The 22,760-nt window shown below is 43.2% G+C and carries 18 protein-coding genes and 1 tRNA gene; 11 read left to right on the top strand and 8 right to left on the bottom strand.

The annotated features are described in order from the left end of the window. The 4 genes from GQS54_RS15620 to GQS54_RS15605 all read right to left on the bottom strand — a co-directional run. Positions 1-1,205 (bottom strand): class I adenylate-forming enzyme family protein (locus tag GQS54_RS15620; protein ID WP_166424898.1); only part of this gene is annotated, 1,205 nt, incomplete at its 3' end. Between the two features lie 332 nt (positions 1,206-1,537). Then, entirely contained in the window at positions 1,538-2,713 is a 1,176-nt protein-coding gene (locus tag GQS54_RS15615; RefSeq protein ID WP_166424897.1) for an iron-containing alcohol dehydrogenase, read from the bottom strand. Positions 2,714-2,746: 33 nt separating this feature from the next. Next, positions 2,747-4,345: an AMP-binding protein gene (locus GQS54_RS15610; RefSeq protein ID WP_166424896.1), complete on the bottom strand. Its 1,599-nt coding sequence runs from the start codon at positions 4,343-4,345 to the stop codon at positions 2,747-2,749. A gap of 294 nt (positions 4,346-4,639) precedes the next feature. Beyond that, positions 4,640-5,416 (bottom strand): FadR/GntR family transcriptional regulator, encoded by a 777-nt coding sequence (locus tag GQS54_RS15605; RefSeq protein ID WP_240919971.1) that lies wholly within the window; start codon positions 5,414-5,416, stop codon positions 4,640-4,642. A gap of 745 nt (positions 5,417-6,161) precedes the next feature. Between GQS54_RS15605 and GQS54_RS23535 the strand changes: the two genes are divergently transcribed. Further along, complete coding sequence (locus GQS54_RS23535; RefSeq protein WP_346766582.1) at positions 6,162-6,755, top strand: hypothetical protein; 594 nt, start codon at positions 6,162-6,164, stop codon at positions 6,753-6,755. A gap of 264 nt (positions 6,756-7,019) precedes the next feature. On the opposite strand, the gene GQS54_RS15590 is transcribed toward GQS54_RS23535, so the two are convergent. After that, positions 7,020-7,703 (bottom strand): TetR/AcrR family transcriptional regulator, encoded by a 684-nt coding sequence (locus tag GQS54_RS15590; protein ID WP_166424893.1) that lies wholly within the window; start codon positions 7,701-7,703, stop codon positions 7,020-7,022. 140 nt (positions 7,704-7,843) lie between these two features. On the opposite strand from GQS54_RS15590, the gene GQS54_RS15585 reads away from it, so the two are divergent. The 8 genes from GQS54_RS15585 (at position 7,844) to GQS54_RS15550 (ending at position 17,959) form a co-directional block, all read left to right on the top strand. Beyond that, positions 7,844-9,415 (top strand): FAD-dependent monooxygenase, encoded by a 1,572-nt coding sequence (locus GQS54_RS15585; protein WP_166424892.1) that lies wholly within the window; start codon positions 7,844-7,846, stop codon positions 9,413-9,415. A 457-nt stretch (positions 9,416-9,872) separates the two neighbouring features. After that, positions 9,873-11,099 carry an acyl-CoA dehydrogenase family protein gene (locus GQS54_RS15580; protein WP_166424891.1) on the top strand — a complete coding sequence of 409 codons (1,227 nt, stop codon included), beginning with the start codon at positions 9,873-9,875 and terminating at the stop codon, positions 11,097-11,099. A 407-nt stretch (positions 11,100-11,506) separates the two neighbouring features. Continuing rightward, positions 11,507-12,550 carry a phosphotransferase family protein gene (locus tag GQS54_RS15575; protein WP_205967781.1) on the top strand — a complete coding sequence of 348 codons (1,044 nt, stop codon included), beginning with the start codon at positions 11,507-11,509 and terminating at the stop codon, positions 12,548-12,550. A gap of 106 nt (positions 12,551-12,656) precedes the next feature. After that, entirely contained in the window at positions 12,657-13,385 is a 729-nt protein-coding gene (locus GQS54_RS15570; RefSeq protein ID WP_166424890.1) for an SDR family oxidoreductase, read from the top strand. A 234-nt stretch (positions 13,386-13,619) separates the two neighbouring features. Next, positions 13,620-14,792 (top strand): NAD(P) transhydrogenase subunit alpha, encoded by a 1,173-nt coding sequence (locus GQS54_RS15565; protein ID WP_166424889.1) that lies wholly within the window; start codon positions 13,620-13,622, stop codon positions 14,790-14,792. Next, complete coding sequence (locus GQS54_RS15560; RefSeq protein ID WP_166424888.1) at positions 14,792-15,073, top strand: NAD(P) transhydrogenase subunit alpha; 282 nt, start codon at positions 14,792-14,794, stop codon at positions 15,071-15,073. Before GQS54_RS15565 ends, GQS54_RS15560 begins: the two co-directional genes overlap by 1 nt. 9 nt (positions 15,074-15,082) lie before the next feature. Beyond that, positions 15,083-16,477, top strand: a complete 1,395-nt coding sequence (locus GQS54_RS15555) for an NAD(P)(+) transhydrogenase (Re/Si-specific) subunit beta (protein ID WP_166424887.1) — start codon at positions 15,083-15,085, stop codon at positions 16,475-16,477. A 261-nt stretch (positions 16,478-16,738) separates the two neighbouring features. Further along, positions 16,739-17,959 (top strand): TIGR00366 family protein, encoded by a 1,221-nt coding sequence (locus GQS54_RS15550; protein ID WP_277344142.1) that lies wholly within the window; start codon positions 16,739-16,741, stop codon positions 17,957-17,959. Between the two features lie 174 nt (positions 17,960-18,133). On the opposite strand, the gene GQS54_RS15545 is transcribed toward GQS54_RS15550, so the two are convergent. Continuing rightward, entirely contained in the window at positions 18,134-18,469 is a 336-nt protein-coding gene (locus GQS54_RS15545) for a hypothetical protein (RefSeq protein ID WP_166424885.1), read from the bottom strand. A 4-nt stretch (positions 18,470-18,473) separates the two neighbouring features. Here GQS54_RS15545 and GQS54_RS15540 point away from each other — a divergent pair. Beyond that, a tRNA-Cys gene (locus tag GQS54_RS15540) sits at positions 18,474-18,555 on the top strand. 322 nt (positions 18,556-18,877) lie between these two features. Next, positions 18,878-20,494, top strand: a complete 1,617-nt coding sequence (locus GQS54_RS15535) for a response regulator (RefSeq protein WP_166424884.1) — start codon at positions 18,878-18,880, stop codon at positions 20,492-20,494. Positions 20,495-20,547: 53 nt separating this feature from the next. Here the strand turns inward: GQS54_RS15535 and kynU are convergent, their stop codons facing one another. Then, positions 20,548-21,792, bottom strand: a complete 1,245-nt coding sequence (kynU, locus tag GQS54_RS15530; protein ID WP_166424883.1) for a kynureninase — start codon at positions 21,790-21,792, stop codon at positions 20,548-20,550. Beyond that, complete coding sequence (locus GQS54_RS15525; RefSeq protein WP_166424882.1) at positions 21,789-22,733, bottom strand: alpha/beta hydrolase; 945 nt, start codon at positions 22,731-22,733, stop codon at positions 21,789-21,791. The genes kynU and GQS54_RS15525 overlap by 4 nt, the downstream gene beginning before the upstream one ends. Between the last annotated feature and the right edge of the window lie 27 nt (positions 22,734-22,760).

Here is a 22,760-nt window from a genome sequence, read left to right as displayed (position 1 = left end):
TTTACAATAATTTCGCCCTCCTCACCAAACGGCAACACTTTTGTACCTGTTTCCAAGTCAACAATCTTTACGTCAACCCCTGGTAAAGGTATACCTACAGTTGTTGGCTTAGAACGATTCGGTGGATTACACATATAGTTTGGTGATGTCTCTGTCATACCAAAAAAATCGGCTAGCTTGTTCTTACCAAGCCAAGCTTCTACTTTTTTTCGATCATTACCAGTCAGTGGCGCGGCACCAGATATTGCTAATATCAGTCTAGAAAAGTCTATTTGATCAGCTTTAGGGTGATTCACTAATACTTGATAGATCGCAGGAACCGCACCAAAACCTGTAGGAGGATTTGCGATTAACTTATCAACAAAATGATCAATATCCCGAGGGTCTGGCAGCAATAAACTCGTACCACCAAATCGAAGTACCGCCATAACACCAGAAGCACCCGCAATATGGAACATTGGAAATGGCGATGCAGAGTAATTTTCTCCTGCTACTACTTTGCCATAAATATAAGAGTTTTCTGCCACCCACGCTAAACCGCCGTATGTGAGCATCGCTCCCTTGGGCTTGCCTGTGGTACCACCGGTATATTGTAAAAGCGCAATGTCATCGGCAGATACAACTACCTGCTCAAAATGAGTGCTTTGCTTGGCAAGTAAACTAGAATAATTGTAAGCCTGAACACCCTCTATTATTGGCGCTTTTGGAGCCTCTGGAATATTAATAGAGTCCATAGCACCAGTAACAATTACTCGACTGAGAATACCTTTAACCTGCCCGGATATCGCTTGTATCAGCGGAGTAAAGGCATCAAGGCTTATTAAGGTACCGATATTGGCATCTTTAATTTGATGGATCAGCTCTGGAGGTGCCAACAAAGGAGATACATTGGTAATAGTCACTCCCATTTTAGCTGCAGCTACCAAGACGACGGCATACTGAGGGATGTTGGGCATTTGTATGCCAATCACATCTCCCTTAGAAATACCTAACCCTGCTAATGCATTGGCGAGTTGACTTGCTTGAGCGTCAAGCATCCCATAACTTACTTTTTGGTTTAAATAACAAAGAGCAGGACTATTTGGTCGTTCAATAGCATGACGACTGACACCAACCGAAAAAGGCAATACATCTGGGATCGTTTCCTCGATCCCTGCTTCATCATAGATAAACTGCCAAGGTTTGCTCTGACCTGGTAAATTCATGTCACTTCTCCCAAAGTAATACTTTTTTAATCGAATTTTTAACACCAACGAATTGGTAATTTCTGGGTAGCAATGCAGAGAGCATCGTCGAGCTGTAAATTACTTTCACTCGATAATCCTAACGCACATATACCAGACTAATGTGATGTGTACTCAGTCACCTCAACGTTCATATTTAAGCACTGATTTAAAGTTATTTTAGGCTAGGAAGCTATTTGTAAGCTCCTTAGTTACAACAAACGGGCTCTAAATCAAAAATGGCCAACACAGCATAAATCCCTTTAGGGTCAATCCGCAGAAAACACGTATCTTTAGGTGATTTTGTTATATATTTAACTCTCCCAAGCCATATCTAATATCTCCATAATTTGCGAAGCTTCAGTAATAGGCTGTAGGTTGTTTCTGACAAAAAAACTGCCCAATGCAGCAGACGCAATAATAGGAAGTTGTTCGCGTTTTACCCCTGCCTTACTCAAACTATCAGGCAAACCCAAACGCCGGATTAAATTACGCACCGCATCCGAAGCACTAAGATCTTTGCACCCCAAAGCTTCAGCAATCCAAGTGTCACGCTCGCCAGCGGCGGTTGCGTTGTAACGTAAAACAGACGGTAGCAATACGCACGAACAAAGACCATGCTGTACCCCGGCTATCGCACCAACTTGATGGCCGATCCCATGGCTTGCACCATAGGGAGTGCGCATTAAACCGATAGTGGCCGCCCATACCGCAAAATGACATTCTTGTATGGATCCCAAGCTCATTTTCACCTGATCCCCAGCTTGCAGCGAGCGTCCAAACAACTTCAATGCGTGCAATGCTGGACCATCGGTATAGGGCGTCGCCAGCGGGGAAAGTATTGTTTCAACAGCGTGATCTACTGCCCTCATGGCTGTAGCCACCCAGAGATCATTCGGAGTCAGTCGGCATAACTCGGCATCATAAACAATAACCTGTGAGCACATCTGCGGGTGAGTATAGATATCCTTAACGTTTCGAACCGTGTCCACAGCGCCGCCGATAGTGCCAAATTCCGCACCGGAAAGCGTGGTGGGCACTGCGATTTGACGTACAATGTTGTCTGGATTAACAGGCGAAACCTGTTGCCCAGCGTCGTTGATCGTGACACGTAGTGCCGCAATGTCCTGTACAGTTTGCGCGCCCTGAGCATAAGCCAACGCAGCAACTTTAACAGTATCTATTACACTACCGCCGCCGATAGACACAATGACATCGGGCTTGATCCGCAGCAGCACACTAGTCAATTCGAGCACTTTTTCTAACGGCGCATGTGGTTCGATGTCATCAAATATTTCAAGTAGGCGATCGCCTAGGGTTTCCTTAAGTGGTGCTGTAACATTTAGCTTTCGGTGTAATGTCTTTGAAGACACTACCAACACCCGGTTAGCATTTCGCTCTGTGATTTCTTCAGCCACAGCTTCTGCGAAATTACGGCCGTAAATTACGCGCTTCTGATCAAGAAAATCATAATGGCTGGATTTAATCATCACTACACTCCGGAAAATTCATTTTATTGTGCGCTATCCGCGCTTTCTTAATAGGTTACGGCGTATTTTTCCGGTAACTGTTTTGGGAAGTTCATCTATATACTCAATACTACGAGGATATTTATAAGGAGCTGTGGTTGCCTTAGTGTAATCTTGCAGCTCTTTGGTTAATTCAGCAGATACTGTAAAACCACTTTTGAGCACTATCCAAGCTTTAACAAGTTCGCCCCTAACCTCGTCAGGAATACCCACTACTGCGCACTCTTTAACACAGGCATGACCTGCCAGTGCATTTTCAACTTCCTGAGGACCAATACGATAACCCGAAGAATTGATAATATCGTCTGCTCTGCCAGTAAAAAATACATAGCCGTCAGCGTCGATTTCCACATTGTCCCCAGTAGCAAACCAGTCCTTACCATTAATGCAAACCCGTGTGCTCTGGGTTCTATCTGGATCTTCCCAGTAGCCCAACATGACTTGCGGATTAGGTAAACCAATTAACAATTCTCCTGCAGCTCCTAATATTTCGCTCTCCCCCTCTGAAGTGCGCACTGCGATTTCGATGCCTGGTAAAGCGCGCCCCATCGAACCCGCCTTAATCTCTCGACCTGGACGATTAGTCACAGTCATCAACGTCTCAGTCTGTCCGTAACCATCCAACACATCGGTATCTGTTATGGCTCGCCAGCGTTTAAGGATCTCAGGATTGACTGATTCACCAGCAGACACTGTTTGACGCAGGTTTGATAAATCATGTTCTGAAGCATCTTCAAGCACAAGTTGTCGCAACTCTGTCGCCGCAGCACAAAAACAAGTAATTTTATGCTCTGCCAGTAAACCAAAACGTTTAGAAGGGTCAAACGGTCCGTCATAAAATAATACGGCTGCGCCCCGGCTCCAGGGGCCAAAGAGAATACTAGTCCCCGCTTTAGACCAACCTGTATCAGCTGTACACCAAATGCGGTCGGAAGACCCGAGATCGAGCCAATGCTGTGCCGAATTTCTCCACGCCCACAGCGAACGAGAAGCGTGGGTTACTCCTTTGGGATTGCCAGTAGAGCCAGATGTGTAATAAATAATCGCTGGATCGTTAATATTAACTTTCACCGGTGCAAAGGTCTCGATATGCTGCTCGGCCTCAGCAAAGCTAGTCCAGCCTTTGGGGGCCTCTCCAACACAAATGCGCGTACTCAAGCAGCTAATATTGTCGAACTTGCTACACTGTCCACTGAGAGTGACAATGCCAATAGCACCAGAATGTTTAGCTCGGTAAGTCAAATCTTTTTCAGTCAGCATAGTAATACAAGGGATCGGAATCGCGCCCATGCGCAGAATCGCTACCATAGTAATCTGCCACTCGGCTATACGCGGTAACATCACTATCACTCTGTCACCTTTCGTCACGCCACTTGTCAGCAGAAAATTAGCTACTTGGCAACTCTTGCGAGCGATATCGGCGTAACTCAATTGTTGTTCGTCACCGGCCTCATTGACTGCAATTAACGCCAAACGTTGCGGATCTGAAGCCCATTTGTCCACTACATCCACGGCAAAGTTGAAATGATCGGGAAGCTGCCATTCAAAAGCAGCATCGCCTTGATTTGATAATATATCTGCGTTTTTACTCATGCTTTTACTGATGCCATCTTAAAGACTTAAACACTAACCTAACGTTAACATTTGTAACATTGTAATACAATGACTTGAGAGATGTGACATCAATTTAACTATACGAGTTGTCTACGATCTCTAATTTATCTGACAATTTACCGATTAAAATGAAAATTTAATCAATTACTTTAACAGGGAGACTATAAAATTAAATAAATACAATAGAGTTGAGCAGAGGTCGCTATTTAATTCGCGGATTAGTTAAACCCACTGAACAGGAGTTCAATGGGTAAATATTTAGTAAGATAGAATTTAGCTACGGGGGCGCTCAAATTTAGAAATATCCATTTCGAGATTCACCTCACGAATAGGTTCATCAAGTGATATACCAGACATCTCACAACCACGAAGAAAGTCAGTAATATGCTTACCCATCCATTCTCGTGCAACCTCTGCATTGCCTTCCTTTAATGCATTAAAAATTTTCGTATGTGCTTCAAGAAGTCGTTTGCCCGGCCCCAATGATGCCACTACAACACCATAAGCAGGAAACAGGAAATCGCTAATAGGCGCTCTTGCCAATAAAAGCGCATGATTACCTGTTGCCTCAGCAATAAGATCATGAAATTCGATATCTGCTTTAACAAGCTCTAAGGGCGTATCAATGGAAGCTGCAGTTTGCTCAAGGTTAACCTCGATTTTTTGCAACAGTTCTGCGCTAATTCTCTTAGCCGCGAGCGCTGCACCGGCGGGTTCGAGCATTAAATTAACTTCGCAAAGTTCTCGATAAGAAATACCATGTAGTACAATAGCTTGCTGCATGGCGGTAGAAGAAATACTCGCACAAGGTGCTGACACCATCATTCTTCTGCGTGGTCCTCGTACAACTAGACCTGAACTTTCTAGTTTACGCAAAGCTTCACGCACTGTAGGGCGCGTTACACCCAATTGCTCTGCAAGATCATGCTCGACAGGAAGTAAGTCTCCAGGAGCCAACGTTCCATCCATTATTCTCTCACGTAATGCTTCTTCAGCCATTTGATAGGCTGTAGCACGTTTGAGTGAACCGATTTTTTGATTTTCTATCATCAAAATTTTCTCCTGAAATAATGTAGAGCCAGTTCTGGCCAATGCTGCCTAAAACCAATTCCAGCATTTTTAATATTGTATTACAGTATCTTACAGCTAATATGAGACTATCAAAAGATACTTCTTTATCGACAAGTCATTTAATCCCCCTCAGTAGACTCACATCATCATTTGTGAAAACAGATTAGGTTGTTACCTTGCCATAACGACACCATTGTAACATTGTAATACCTATTTCGAATTTTGCCATATTACTAATCTATCTGTTATCTATACGCAAATTGTATACCCATCAGGACGATCATCAACAGAAATGAAATCCATGTTTTTTATTATTGACTACTGTTCTTCTATGTTTATTCACCATGCCTGCACAGGCTGTAGACAGCTCTACTGAGCCAAAAAAGCTCGGCCCAATATACTTGTCATTGTTGCAGATGACATGGGCTACACCGATGTAGGCGCATTTGGTGGTGAAATACCAACGCCTACAATTGATGCCATCGCAGCGCAGGGGATTCGACTTACTAACTTCCACACACTGTCTACTTGCGCACCTACTCGCTCTTATTACTAACAGGTACCGATAACCATACGGGGGGATTAGGCGCACAGATCATTTTTTCAGGTCACCTTGGGCAACCGGGATACGAGGGATATCTGAGTAACCGCGTGGTAACCACGGCAGAAGTATTAGATGATGAAGGTTATCACACCTACATGAGCGGAAAATGGCACCTAGGTTTTGAGGATCATCAAAGCCCCCATTCACGTGTTTTCCAGGATACCTTTATCTTTGTGCCAGGTGGCGGCAGCCACTTTTCAGACCTACTCCCAATCCATGCAAGGACACTCTCTGACACCATTACTGGCTGGAGAAAAAGACGGATCACGATCCGCTCCGGGTGTAGGTTATGAGCTACACGGAACTCAGGCCTACTTCAAAGACCACTTCAAAATCCTCAAGATGCCCATCCCCATGGGAACCGGACGATGGGAGCTTTTCAATATCACAAACGCCCCTTATAAACAGAACAATCTCGTCCTATTTGAGCAAGATAAGCTCGCTGAACTAATTGCTGAGAATAAGGCTTATGAGGAGCGCGAGGGTGTGATCTATACTGCTTCCCCAGTAATAAAGAAAATCACCTCAATCGCAAATGCCTTATTAGCTTTGGGAGCCATGTTATTTTCTGTACTAACCTATATTCTTATTCGTCGTCGTAAAGTTTCTACTACAATTCTGGCTGCCGTTCAGGTAGTGGCTGTTATCGGTCATTCAGTGCTTATTTTCTGCAGGCAGCATGGTTCCTTATCGCTATGGGCGTATTTATTATAATAGTGCTGATCAAGATAAAAGCCCGATGGAGTATCGCGCTGCCAGTAATCGGCACACTGTGTTTAACAGCATACCTATGGATCGTTTCAGGGCAGCTACTTGGACAAATACTTTAAATTTTTCCGAATTCAAATTGGTTTATTTACCCACAAGCTAACACCAATAAATGGCTAATAGCTTGTGGGATAAAATCGTTGGATCATGGGTGAATACCCATACCACCTCAAAATGCACGTTTCAGCGGAGCGGTATGGGTATATATGCCTAATCGATAATACGTAGCCCATTAATCGCAAAGTCCGCAATTTCAAGTGCCCGTGCATGTATCAAATCTATCGTTTTGGGCACTGGTAATTTTAACGCTTCAGCAAGCGGCTCGAGAGCGAACATAGCTCCTCCACCATGAGCGACGAGGATGAACAGGAAGCTCGGAGCCGTCTTTTTCAATCTCCCCTCTTTGATGCAGCGTTCAAAAATCGCTTGGATTGGTGGGAAACTATGATTCAAAAAATACTCTTTAATATAGTCGAATCTTAATCCGCCTCTTGCCCCTTCGTAATTCATGATTTTTAAAATACTAGGAATACGCGCTATCGAAAGAAGCAACTCGACTAGCAATTTACGCAGCCCTTCAACGGGATCGTGTTCTATCTGTTGTTCATCAAGAGTACTAATAATTTGCGCTTCCATGTCCCCGAAGCCATGAGCAATTGCAAGTTTCCACAACTCTTCCTTGGTGCCAAATTTGCTGTGGATAAGTGTATGACTAACACCCATGTACTTTGATAGATCACGAACTGATACGCCTTCAAACCCTAATTCTGCAAATGCATCCAGCGCAGTTCTTAAGTAGGACTCATCAGTAGGAACCGATGGATCTTCGCCCTTAGGTCTGCCCCGTGCTCTGCCTTGTTTTTTCTTTGCTGCTGATTTTTCGGTAACGTGCATTTTTACTCTCAATTTAATTTTTACATCTTGTAATTTTATATTTACAAGTGGTTATTATTAATTTAACCTCATGAAACTATAAAATTTCCACTTGGTAATTTAATTGATTATTACATTATGTTTAGTAGAGGAGAAGCAAAATGAAAAACTATGACGTTCTTATCGTTGGCTGTGGTCCGGCCGGAGCAACATTGGCTAACTTACTCCGTATAAGAGGATATTCAGTTGCTATCTTTGATCGCGATAAGGAGGTATTTAAAGTACCTCGCGCAATGATGCTAGATTCAGAAAGCTGCCGTATTTATCAGGAGCTGGGTATCGAGGAGCGTCTTGAGAAGAATGACGCACGCCACGCAACTCGGCATTTAATTGTGGATTCCAATAGAGAACATCTGTTGACACTAAATTACGACCTTGTTGAAGGACAATACGGCTATCCCCCCATGGGTATGATGATACATCAACCTGGGTTAGAGCGACTTCTTCGAGATGACTTCAAATTAGACGAAGGCGTCGATGCCTTTTTAGGGTACGAGGTTTCCGATGTCGACGGCACAAGAAATTTAGCCAAGTTGAAGGCTCGCAATATCGACACAAACGAGATTTCCGAGTTCACTGGTCAATATATAATCGGTGCAGACGGTGGACAAAGTCTTTGCAGACAGTATATTGGCGCAAAGCGTATTGATATGAACTACAGCCGCAAATGGATCGTAATCGACATTACTGTTCATGACGATGCCTTGTGGCATTCGATCCTTCCTCAAGGGGAATATAGGTGCGGGCCTGACTCAGCTATTGTCTATGTGAAAGGATTTCATAATCATCTACGCTTCGATTGTGAAGTCACCGAAGAAATCGCAAAAACATTCAACGAAGACGATGCGAGAAAACTGATTTCAGAATACATTGACATCAGTTCGATTGAGTTTCAACGCATCGCTCCTTATAACTTCTACGCGGGGATGCCTGAGGCTTGGCGTAAAGGCCGTGTTTTTGTCGCGGGTGACGCAGCGCACCGTACCCCCCCTTTCTCAGGGCAAGGACTGAATATGGGCGTCCGTGACTCCGCCAATCTCGCCTTCAAGCTTGATTTGATATTTCGCGGCTTAGCCAACGACACCTTCCTCAACACCTATGAAGAAGAACGTTGGGAAAACTGTAGGCAAGTAATTGAACAAGCTGCAAACAGCGGCGAGCTGATCAGTACAACGTCGAAATTAGATCAGTTTAAGCGTAGTTGTGTATTTTTCTTAGGACGCATTTTTCCAAAAGCGATGGTGGAAAAAGCTAGCAAGACCAGCCATCGATTTCCGTATATTAAAGGATTTATCGGTGATCATACGTTGTCAGGACACTTGATGATCCAACCTCATGTTTTGACCCATGAAGGCAAACGGGTTTTGTTAGACGAAGTCACTGGCAACGGGTTTACTCTTATTCAGATTCAGGCTGATAGCGGCGAAGCTGCAGAAGATATAACTTGGTTTACCGATGTGCTTGGTGGTAAAACCTTCATCATTGGCAAGGATTTCAGAGATTTCGATGGCAAGTTGTTTGATTTCTTCACCAAAAATGACATTAAAAATGTGCTTGTTCGCCCCGATAGATATATCTTTAGCGCCGGCGAAAGCGCAAGTGAGCTAACGTCACAATTAAGAAAAGACCTGTCTGCTTACTCACCAACTGCCACTAAAGAAAACAGAAAGTGAAAAGACCCTGATGCTTTTTAATCATCAGCATCAGGTACTTCCATGCAGCCCAAAAGAATAATATCGAGTAGCGATATTCCTGCAGCGCCTAAAAAACCTTTCTATTCGAATAAACTTGGCTGGTGAATATTATTCGCTTCCTGACAAGGATATTTCAATGATTACAGTAGCGTGGCCTTTTTCGAATATGACCTATATTCAGTGCGTGAAGCGAGAAACTACTTGTTAGTTATGAGACTAGTCAGGCGAGCTGTTATAAACGGTGATAGCAATCCTTTTATTTTTCAGGGTAACTTAGGCGAATTCACATCGAGATAATTCTAGCCAAACAACTTCAATAACCTGATTGTCGGCTCAGGTGTCGTGATATTGTAGATTTCAATTCATGTAGTATTGTAATACAATTTGCAATATAACAGCCTCAGGCTGTAACACAGCAACTCATTGGAGATGGAACATGTTTGAATTTGGACAAAAATCGCAACAACTTCAGGAAAAGCTTAGCGCTTTTATGGATGAACATATTTATCCTAACGAAAAAGCCTACGCTGAGTACCTGCATAATGCAGATAATCGTTTTGCGGCAATCCCGCTAATGGATGAGTTAAAAATAAAAGCGAAAGAAGCGGGTCTATGGAACTTATTTATCCCCCCTAGCCTCTCTCAATTTTGCGACCACGACGGACTAAGTAATTTCGATTACGCACCACTGGCAGAGATAATGGGCCGCGTTATCTGGGCTCCCGAAGTATTTAACTGTAATGCTCCCGATACAGGGAACATGGAAGTATTCATGAAGTACGCGAACGAAGAACAGCAAAAGCAATGGCTTACGCCACTTTTAGCTGGCGAAATTCGCTCTTGTTACTGCATGACAGAGCCTCAAAATGCCTGTTCTGACGCCACCAACGTTGAACTCAGCATCGAACGTGAAGGTGATGAATGGGTATTAAATGGTCGTAAGTGGTTTATTACCAATGCGATGTACGAGCGAACACAAATTTTTATTGTTATGGGTAAATCCGATCCAGAAAATCCTAACAGGCATAAGCAACAAACCCAGGTTTTAGTACCCAAAAACACACAAGGAGTAGAAATTGTCCGTCCGCTAACTACCCTAGGATACGATGATGCCCCGTTAGGACATGCAGAGGTACACTTTACTAATGTGCGTGTACCTATTGGCAATATTCTACTTGGCGAAGGACGTGGTTTTGAAATAGCTCAAGGTCGTCTTGGACCTGGCCGTATACATCACTGCATGCGCTTAATAGGTGCAGCACAACGCTCGCTTGAATTAGCCTGTAAACGTGCTGTATCACGTACTACATTCGGCCGACCACTCAGTAAACATCAATCAATAAGAGAAGACATTTCTAAATGTTTTGCTGAAATAGAAATGGCGCGTTTACTGGTGCTTAAAACATGTGACAAGATGGATAAAGTGGGTCCTCTAAATTCGTTGGACTTAATCGCTGCGAGCAAAACCACAGTGCCTTTATTGGTACAGAATCTCATCGACCGTTGTATGCAGATGCACGGTGCAGGAGGTCTTACTGAAGACTTTTGCATGGCAGAAGCATTCAATTACGCCCGTTGGTGCCGCCAAGCAGATGGCCCTGATCAAGTACACCAGATGGCCTTAGGTAAACAAATAATCCAACGCTATAGCGAAGAGCCTTAACGTTACAAATAAAGTCTCAATGAACTCCCATTGTAGTCAATACTTCATTGGTTAAATCACTCACATAACAATGGCGCCGCACTCACTTCCTGTGATGTTGACGGCGCATTGAGTTCTGATAAATAAAAACGAATTCAACCTAGGTCTCAACGTATGCCAACAAACTAACGGCCTAAAATTTGTAATGTATTTATTAGCTCTACTAAAAACGAGAGTGGAACTATTCGATAACAATCATACTTATAATAGGAATGATAATAACATTGCATTATCAATAATAATTTCCTTAAGCAAACTCCCGCTTGTTATATTGACTCATTGTATTACAATAGAAATATATTCCTATATCTAAATTTGGAAACAGACAAGATCATACCTTATCTGGACAAACACAGCGGAGAGAAATTTTGCCTACAGTTCAAGAACTAATAGATTTAAATGCACTATCAGATTGGATGGATACGCAAGGACTAGAACAGGGCGAGCTTAAAAATGCACGGCTTTTGACTGGCGGCACGCAGAATATTCTTATGCAGTTCGAAAGAGGTAACACCTCTTATGTGTTGCGTCGCCCGCCCATTCATGGCCGTGACAATTCAAATAAAACCATGCAGCGTGAAGCGCAGGTACTCGCGGCCCTGGCTGGATCGGATGTGCCACACCCTGGTTTTATCGCCTCGTGTCCAGAGACTGATGTTCTAGGCGCTAGTTTTTATCTGATGAAACCCATAATCGGTTTTAATGCGATCAATGGACTGCCTGAATTCCATCACTCAAATAGCAAAGTAAAGCACAGGATGGGACTGTCTTATATAGAATCACTGGCCAAACTAGGAGCAGTCGATTACAAAGCCGTCGGCTTGGAAAGTTTTGGTAAACCCGATGGCTACCTTAAGCGTCAAGTACCACGCTGGTTAGCGCAATTAGAATCTTACGCAAAAGTTGAGGCTTGGCCAGGGCTGGATAAAACAGTAGGCATCGATGTTATTGCAAAATGGCTAGAAAATAATTGCCCAGACACATTTATACCCGGCATTATTCATGGTGATGCACACATAGGTAATGTCATGTTTGCCAATGACAGCCCCGAAATCGCAGCTCTCATTGATTGGGAACTTGCCACAATTGGTGATCCCCTAATTGATCTGGGGTGGATAATGGCAACGTGGCCAGAGCCAGATGGTAAAGAAACGCTGCCATTGGGTGGACTGGATATAAATGGCTTCCCTAGCATAGAAGAATTAATCAAACACTACGGTGAGAATTCTATACGTGATCTTCGGAATATTTCTTGGTACGGAGTATTAGGCTGCTTTAAATTGGCCATCATTCTTGAAGGAACTTACGTTAGATACTGTGCTGGAAAAGCACCAAAAAATGTCGCTGAAATGCTACATGGAACAACACTTAGATTACTAGAGCGTGCACATAAGTTAATCGAGCAATCTTAGTCATTTACTGAAATGCCAGTAGATTATTTGACGTACTTGAAGACGGGATCTTAAACGCGATGTTTACCCCCTAATAAATAGCATTTATACATTGATGGAGAAACAAATGACTAGTCCTCTCGATAAACTTAACTTTGCCAATAAGCATGTGGTTGTTTGTGGTGCCTCTGACGGTATCGGCTATGGTATCGCAACTATGTTCCTTACATTGGGCGCTAAAGTAAGCATTACCGGCACCAGAACTGTCGAAAATTACGATAACGACTTTAGCGGTATGGATTACTATCAGCTTGATCTGCAAGACGAGAAAGCCATTGCGAAATTTGCATCTAATTTCAAGCAAGTAGATGTACTGGTTAATTGCGTCGGCTCGGTATTATGGAAAAAACAAGAGTTTGAACGAGCAGGTTTTGAGAAAATTATAAACATCAACCTGACTGGCGCGATGCAGTTGTGCACGGAATTTTATCCTTTATTGGAAGCCAGCTCAGGCAATATCATAAATCTGGACTCGGTTGTGGCTATCCGCCCTGCTTTTAACAATCCTGCATATAGCGCAAGTAAGGCCGGTCTGGTGCAATTGGGCAAATCTTTAGCCATGAAATGGGGGCGCAAAGGTATTCGCGTTAACAGCGTTGCTCCGGGCATGGTATCCACAAAGTTGACAGTTAATCAGTCAAGTGCCGAACAGCAGGAGCAATTTGGGAAAACCAACCCTATTCCCCGCTTCGCCACACCGAATGATATAGCAGGCGCTGTAGTTTTTCTGGCTTCGCCACTAGCAGCGTACATCACTGGACATCAGCTTGTTGTTGATGGAGGTATGACTCTTTAGTGCATTAGCAAAAAATACAACAGAACATCTTGACACCTCGATGTTCTAAAACAGCCTCAGACTGCATTCATACTTTGGCTGTCAAAACCCGAATTAGTACGAACCCAAAAAAGGCTAAATGACACAAGTCACTTAACTGGGGTGTGTGAAAAATGTTGAACACATCATTTAGCTCAAAACAATGCTTAGTTTGCGCACTGTTATAAGTCAAATTGTAAAAAACTTGGAGGGCCTATGGCTATTATTGTATTTCCAGCGGAAATGAAATCGGGCGAAAAACGTTGTGCACTTTTGCCAATCAACGTTAAAGCTTACAAATTACTCGGCGCAGATGTGCTGATTGAAGCAGGCCTAGGCCAACACATTAATATATCTGATGAACAGTTTGTAGAAGCGGGCGCTAAAGTTGTAGCTAACCGTAGTGAACTTTTGCAACAAGGTGACATTGTATTGAGTTTACATAAACTTAGCGCCCAGGACGTTAACGAAATCAAGTCGGACGCCTTGATTGTTAGTTATCTTGACCCCTTTAATGAACCAGGTTTTGTAGACACGCTATGTGCCAAAGGTGTAACCAGCATTAGTATGGAAATGATTCCCCGTATCAGCCGTTGTCAGAAAATGGATGCATTAAGTTCTCAAGCCAGTCTGGCGGGTTATGTGATGGTCATGCAAGCCGTCAATACCTTACCCAGTGTACTACCTATGATGATGACACCTGCGGGCACATTGAAACCCGCTAAAGTGTTTATTATTGGTGCTGGCGTAGCAGGTTTGCAAGCGATTGCGACCGCTAAACGTTTAGGTGCCAGTGTTACCGCTTTTGATACTCGGACAGTGGTAGCCGAACAGGTACGTTCACTGGGAGGCAAATTCCTGGATATCGATTTAGGCCAAACAGGTGAAACTGGCCAAGGTTATGCTCAGGCACTTACCCCAGAGCAAATGGCCATTCAGCAAAGAGAACAAGCTAAATGCATCGCCGATTCAGATATCGTGATTACTACAGCTCAGTTATTTGGACGCAAACCTCCGGTACTAATTGATACACAAACGATTGCTTTGATGCGCCCAGGTAGCGTAATTGTGGACATGGCAGCTGAAAGTGGCGGTAACGTTCAAGGCAGTGTATCCGGGGAAACTGTCAGCATTCACGGCGTCAATATAATTGGCACAGGAGCTTGGGCGAACGGTGTAGCCAAACATGCTAGCCAAATGTACGCCAGCAATCTATATAACCTGATCAGTGAGTTTTGGTCAAAAGACGACAACCTTTTTGCCTTAGATATTGAAGATGAAGTGCAGTCTGGCTGCATTATTACCTATCAAGGAAAAGTGGTGAATACCATGATCAGTGATTTTTACGACTCGCAAAAACAACAATCAAACAAAAATGGGGTGGCCTAATGGAAGGCGTATATCTGTTATTTATTTTATTACTGTCAATTTTTATTGGTTTTGAGCTGATCCACAAAGTACCAGCAACCTTGCATACACCGTTGATGTCAGGAGCCAATGCGATTTCCGGGATCACAGTGGTTGGAGCATTGGCCTTGGCGGGTAATGAGTCCCTAGGTCAATATTCAATGTATTTGGGTGCTTTTGCGGTTTTTTTGGCGACCATCAATGTTGTAGGTGGCTATATGGTCACAGATCGTATGCTTGCCATGTTCAAGAAAAAGAAATAGGTGAATATGATGTTAGACGCAACTTCGAATACAGATTTATTAATTAATTTTACCTATATACTTTGTGCAGCCATGTTTATTTTTGGTTTGAAATTGCTCGGACATCCGGGTACGGCTCGCAGAGGGAATTTACTTTCATCATTGGGTATGCTGCTAGCGATAGTAGTCACTCTTTTGGACAACAGCATAGTGACCTTTCAATGGATTGCCATTGCCATGTTAGCTGGAGCTGTCGTAGGATTTTTTGCCGCGCGCTTGGTAGCCATGACCGATATGCCAGAGATGGTTTCTTTACTAAACGGCGTTGGGGGCTTAGGCAGTGTGTTTGTCGCCTGGGCAACGATTCAAATTGGCGTAGCGCTATCTACTTTTGTCTTGCTTGTAACCTTTCTAGCGCTACTTATCGGTTGCGTAACCTTTTCAGGCAGTTTAATCGCTTGGGCCAAACTCAGTGAACGCATTCCCGGCCGAGGGATTACTTTCACTGGCCAGGTAATAGTTAATGTGTTGATCGTACTGGCCATTATTGGCATAGGTTATCTGTTTGTGGCTCGTCCCGAAACAGCACTTGAGCCCGATATGGTTCTGTATATCGCTTTGGGTTTGACCTTACTATTTGGTGTGATGTTAGTCTTGCCTATTGGTGGTGCAGACATGCCCGTGGTTATCTCTTTGCTTAACAGTTATTCAGGTCTGGCTGCTTGTGCTGCCGGTTTTGCCCTACAAAACAACTTGTTGATCGTAGCGGGTTCATTAGTAGGGGCCAGTGGTATTATACTCACCAACATTATGTGTAAAGCTATGAACCGGTCCCTAAGCAATGTGCTTTTCTCCGGTTTTATGCCAGTCACAAGTTCAGATATGGTGATCGAAGGTGAAGTGAAAGCCATGTCAGCTGACGACGCGTACTACGTGCTCGAAGCCGCTCAATCTGTAGTGGTGATCCCTGGATACGGTATGGCGGTAGCTCAGGCGCAACACGCAATGAAAGAACTACAAACCATACTTGAAGAAAATGGTGCAGAAGTCGCCTACGCCATCCACCCAGTAGCTGGCCGTATGCCTGGGCATATGAATGTGCTATTGGCTGAAGCAGATGTCTCCTACGAACATTTATTTGAGATGGATGACATCAACAAACGTATAGAGAACTTCGATGTGGCTATGGTCATTGGCGCAAATGATGTGGTTAACCCAGCAGCTCGGGAAATGAAAGGCAGCCCGATTTACGGTATGCCGGTAATTAATGCAGATCTGGCCAAAAACGTGTTTGTACTTAAACGTGGTATGGCATCGGGTTTTGCAGGAATTGACAACCCGCTGTTTTTTAAACCAAATACTCATATGATATTTGGCGATGCCAAAGAAACACTAGGCGCCATTATTCGTCAGTTTGCAGACTAGGTCTCCGTAATGCCCTCGCCTAATAGGATCGCCAAAGATCCTATTAGGCACTAATATAGTTATTGTTATCTATATACTCACGCAATACTAGCTATCGCCGTCGACTGAAAACGACTTAATAAGAGGCATCCAGTAGTATGAAGATCCCACTATGGCTAATTAACCCCTTCACTCTATTTGCAGAACGCTACTATCCTGACCCTTTCATCTTTGCAATACTAATGACTGGGCTCACTTTTTTCTGCGCATTAATATTTACTGATGCCCCCCCCCGCTTCAGCGCTCACAGCTTGGGGGAATGGTCTACCCATGTTACTTGCTTTTACGGCGCAGTTGAGCATTACCTTACTGGCAGCACATGCACTGGCTCATACTGATCAGGTGCAAAGATTGTTACGCACTATTGGCTCCCTTCCCAAGAGCGGCTTTGCCGCTTACGCATTGGTCGTATTTAGTGCTGGCGTCGGCTCTCTAATCGCTTGGTCACTGGGGTTAATTGTCGGAGCCATGGTTGCAAGACAGGTTGCCATAGAATGCCAAAAGCGTGGAGTGCGTGTCCACTACCCTTTACTGGTAGCCTCAGCCTACGGCGGATTTGTCATTTGGCACATGGGTTACTCAGCATCAGCGGCTCTGTTTGTAGCAACCCCCGGACATTCACTAGAAAGTACAATGGGCATACTGCCAATAACCGAAACCATATTTACTATCGAGAACGGTATTCTCGCCGTGATTACGTTGTTAGCAGTGACATTTCTGTGCCCAATGATGAGGCCACACGACAAAGAAATCGTAGAAATTGATATCTCTTTGCTTAAGCAAGATGAAAATTCATTATTATCAGAACCAAATCACGATACACCAGCGCAAAAGCTGGAGGCGATGCGACTACTCTCCAGTGCACTCGGAGCCTCATTGCTGGCTTACATAGCTTATAGTTTTTATAAGCAAGGTTTCTTTTTAACCCTCGACATAGTCAATTGGTCATTCGTCGGCGCGGGCTTATTGCTAGCACGCTCGCCACTGCACTATGTGCGATTGATAGAAAGCGCCAGTAAAACAGTCGGCCCTATTATTCTGCAGTACCCTTTCTATGCAGGTATTTTGGGAATGATGATCGGCACAGGGTTAGTCAACGTAATTTCAGACGGCTTTGTCTCAATCGCTACCGCCGAGACATTAAGCCTCGCCGCCTTTTTTTCGGCTGGACTGGTCAACATTTTCATTCCATCAGGTGGTGGGCAATGGGCGGTACAGGGGCCAATATTTATTGACGCTGCTAACCAACTAGGTGTCGAACACGCAAAAATTGTTTTAGCAGTCGCCTATGGGGACCAATGGACAAATATGATCCAACCGTTTTGGACCATTCCATTATTGGCTATAGCGGGTCTGCACCTGCGGGCAATAATGGGCTATACCGTGGTTATTTTTCTGGTCACAGGGATCATATTCGCCAGCGGGTTGATGCTGATGAATTAAGCTCTACTGGTCTGAATAATCCACAAGTCAGGCTAGCGACTCTTAGCGACATACGTAATCAAAAAAGTCCCTTGATACGAGAACAACATAAAAATGGTGTTTTGAGTTATTCCCTTTTCCTAGCGCTTCTCTAACTATCCCCACTTAATCATCGATACTGATGATCATAATGGTTTAATGATTATTCAGCTGTTTCAAAAACCTTTGGAAACTGACTCTTGAATTCAGCTTTTGTGATAAATACATACCTAATTCAACAAGCTGCTGTTGTTGTTTATACTGGGGAATTAGCCTTTTCAATTCTGATAAAGCGGCCTGAGATTGATTGTTCCCATCCATGGCCAGTACATAAGTATAAGCCAATTGCGCATTTGAGGTATCTAACAACATGGCACTCATAAAATATTCAACGGCTTGCTCGATTTGTTTGGTTCTGACTAAATGTAAGCCATAAGAATAGGCAATATCCGCCGACAGTGGGTTTTTCTCCAGACCATTTAACATTTCCATATATGGTCGCTTAGCTCAGTTGGGAGAGCATCGCCGCTCTTTACAAAAGCCTAGGCGACGTGGTTCAAGCCATGTAGCGACCACCAGTTCTTGTTATATTCTCTTTTTTATTTAATCTAAAATAATTTTATTCGCATTGGATATTCTGCAATCAGCATCGTTTTTCACAAAAATCCTAGTCTGCATTATATCCTTGATGAACAACTTGGCTCATTTTGCCCAAGCTAAAACGCCATAAATTTATCTTACGATTCTGCTCTAGCTACCGTCCTCATTGCACTCACTTTGTTAATTTTTATAAACGATGTAAGCTAACTATATAAAATTTCTCTCAAGATTATGATTTGTACTTATAATTCTATGTAAAAATACGATAACCTTTAATAATCAACATTTTGAGTTGTTCACATGAACCCACTGATTGCTAAAGAAACCAAAGTACTGATCGTTGACGATCAGGTTCTCGCGAAGGGATACATGAAATATTCTCTGGAAGAGCTAGGTTTTAGTGACATTACCTATGTGGACAAGGTAAATCTTGCCCTTAATAAGATACGTCATCAACGCTATGACCTTATCGTGTGTTCTTATAACCTCAAACACGAGCAAGATGGTTATTACTTTTACGATGAAATTAATCGTAATGGGGAGTTACCTCCCAGTACTGCATTTGTTTTTATTAGTGCAGATACCACAGCCGATTTAGTACAAAGTATTGTCGAACTGCAACCTGATGACTTCCTTGCGAAGCCGTTTACCGTTAAAGAATTAGATCGCCGTCTTACTCGGATACTAAGTCGTAAACGAGCGTTACAAAATATTTATTGGTGCATAGAAAAAAAACAGTTCCCCAAAGCGTTGTCTGAAATAGAAATATTTTTAAGCGAACCCAAACACTCCGAGTTTTTTCCACTGGCTTTAAAGATAAAAGGTGAAATTTTACAAGCTTGTGGGCAATACTCTCAAGCAAAGGTCTTTTATCAAGCCATATTGAACGTACAAAAATTTACTTGGGCACAATTGGGTTTAGTCAAAACCCATCTTTTTTTGAATGAAGATGAAGCGGCAGAGAAACTCGTTCTACGTCTCGCTTTTAAGCCCGAGTCTCAGCTTGCTGCATATGACTTGCTGATGTCTTTACAAATCAAACAAGGTGACTTTGATACCGCATTAGAATGCGTTCTAATGGCTTCGGAAATATCACCAAGGAACATTAGACGGCATAAAACAGCATTAGATCTTTCGCGCATCACACATGATTATCATATCCAGTTTGAAGCGGCAAAAAAAATCGTAAAGTTTGCCAAAAACTCCATTCATGACATGCCAGAACATTATTTAAATGTCGCTAGAGCGGGTATTGATTACGCCATGACCGCGGACGAAGAACAAACTGCAGCCCTTGTTAAACAAGCGAATGAATATATTCGTCAACTCCGCCAGGCATTTCCGAAGGCCGATATGCAAGATCAAATCAATGTGATCAGTGCTCGGATGTTGTATTTGGCAGATGAAAAAGATAATGCTAAGTCGCTACTTGGACAATTAGATGATGAAAATTGGGAAAACGAATCTATAGAAGCATTACTCGATAAAGCTAAAGCATTCCACGAAATTGGCTTACATGCACGCAGTCAGGAAATACTGCTTGAGATAGCTCGTCGTTGTGACGAAAATGACCAAAGTAGTGGAATTTTCTTACACTACATAGAGCAAGAAAAAGTTGAAAAGGGCCGTATCAAACTGAGTTCAAAAGAGCTAAATAATTCAGGCGTTCAGCGTTTTCAAGAAGGTGATATAGATAGCGCGTTCCACACTTTCGTTGATGCATTTACCTTAATGCCTAAAAATTCAGCCATCGCATTGAATTTATTACAAGTCCTCACTATCAAGCAACTACACTGTGACGAAGCGTATAAAAAGACCATTCAACGCTGCGTTAAAACTGTTGAAAGCGCCGTATTAAACGATGAGCAAGAAAATCGTTATACTAAAATCCGCGAGCTATTAGATGATATTGCCTAACGCAACGTCACCGTGGAAGCTGAGCTAAATCGCAAAACTTGCATAGAATCGATTCACGTTACTTTTTGTTGAAGATTGAACTGAGGATGTTGATAAATTTTTTGACTAATTATATTGGCTAATATATCGGTACTTTTCAATATATCGTGATAACGCAAATACAGCGGCGTAAATCCAAAGCGCAAAATGTCTGGCGCGCGAAAATCAGCAATTACCCCATGTTGAATTAATGCTTGGCAGATTGCATGAGCATGTTCGTGACGAAAGGCAAGTTGACTTCCTCTTAAATTAGCATCCCTTGGTGACACCAAATATAACTCGCTCAAACTTGACTTGCCTTCTACCAGAGTAATAAATAGTTCGCTAAGTGCCACTGATTTTTCACGTAATGAATACATACTGACATCCGTAAACACATCTAGAGCCGCATCTAAAATACTCATGGATATCACATTTGGCGTACCGCATAGAAACTGGCTGATGTCGCCTGCATCTTCGTAGCCTGTAGAAAATGCAAATGGATGTTTATGACCCATCCACCCTTTAAGGGGCTGAGTCACATTTTTTTGGTGACGCTGTGCCACGTACAAAAAAGCAGGCGCACCTGGCCCACCATTCAAATATTTGTAACCACAACCCACAGCAAAATCAACTTCACAAGCGTCTAATTCGATTGGCAATGCGCCAGCACTATGGGCTAAATCCCATATAACCAAAATACCATATTCATGAGCTAACTGAGTCAAGTGCTGCATATTTAACAATCGCCCCGACCGAAAATCGACTTGGGTGAGCATCAATACCGCAACGTCGACATTTAACGCTTTTTCTAGTGCGCTCTCATCAACAAGCTGCAAGCGACATGCATCTTCGCCCAACACTGAAGCTAAGCCTTCAACCATATATAGATCAGTTGGAAAATTACCCGCTAAAGACAAAACCACTGAACGTGATTTTTGTAATTCAAGCGCACTACTGAGCACTTTAAATAAGTTGATAGAGGTAGAATCACAACACACTACTTGACCCGGTGCAGCACCAATGAGCGGAGCTATTTTTCCCCCCACGGTTAGCGGTAGATCTATCCAGTGATGCTTGTTCCAACTGGTGATTAAATCATTACCCCATTGCTCGTCCAGCACGGCGTTAGCGCGTAACTTTGCACCACTGGGCATGGCTCCTAAAGAGTTACCGTCTAGGTAAACTATGTTATCAGGCAACGAAAAAGCTAGGCGCTTGGATGCCAGTGGATCGTCTAAATCCCATTGTTCTACTTGTTCATAATTTACAGCTTTCATGGATTATTGACTCGACTTACTAAAGCAGATAAAAATATTTGATACGCATTAGTCTGCGGATGGATCCAATCAAAATGCCCTGCGCCGGCCACAACTTGATAGGTCAAACCACTGCTACTTGCCTGTTCTATATCTACGATAGTATCGGCATCACCTTGTAATAAAAGGGTATTTCCAAGCAAAGGGTAAGACAAAGGCGAGCCTAACCGATAGGCATTTTGTTTTTGATCGGCGTCTCCACCGAAAAAAGCAGATGTGGCAGTTTGACAACTGTTTTGTCCTTTAGAATAGTTAACGACATCAACAATTGCTGCCAGCCCAATCACGCCTTTAACCCGTTCATCACCCTTAAATAAATTTCTTTCGGGTGAGCTCGCTAATAAAGCTAGGTGTCCGCCGGCAGAATGGCCAACGAGCACAATATTTTTCAAATCAATAGGAAAATCTTTAAATGATTGGGTAAAACTCACGCCTTTGAGTACATCATTGAGGCTACCCGGCCAACCTCCCCCAATATCTCCAGTACGCCGATACTCAAGCGACCAAACCGCAAAACCTTGTTGCGCTAATGATTGGCTAAATGCAGCGCTATGATCAATATTATAAGCATTCAACCAACATCCTCCGTGAATGAATACAACCAACGGCGCTTTATTATGTTCTCCGTCTACATCACTCACTTTTGGCAAGTACAAACGGCCGTATTGCAATGGTGAATTGCCATATGCCAATTGCATGCTGTGATCAGTTCCAGCATCGAGCATACTAGTTTCAAGCGCTAAAACTTGCTCAAAACTGACGTTATTAAGCCTACTTGTATCCGCTTTGGCCGACGCCAAAACCAATTTTTCGTTTGCACTCTTTTGCGCCGAAGGATGGTATGCGCATGCACCTAATAAACCGCTTAAAATAACAAAAACGCTGAGATGTATAAATTTCATATGATTTCCATAGCGCAAGATCACCAA

It is taken from the genome of Paraglaciecola sp. 20A4, from assembly GCF_011378905.1.
GTDB lineage: Bacteria > Pseudomonadota > Gammaproteobacteria > Enterobacterales > Alteromonadaceae > Paraglaciecola.
The sequence above is the reverse complement of the archived record's forward strand: the minus strand, read 5'-3'. Positions and strand labels throughout refer to the sequence as shown.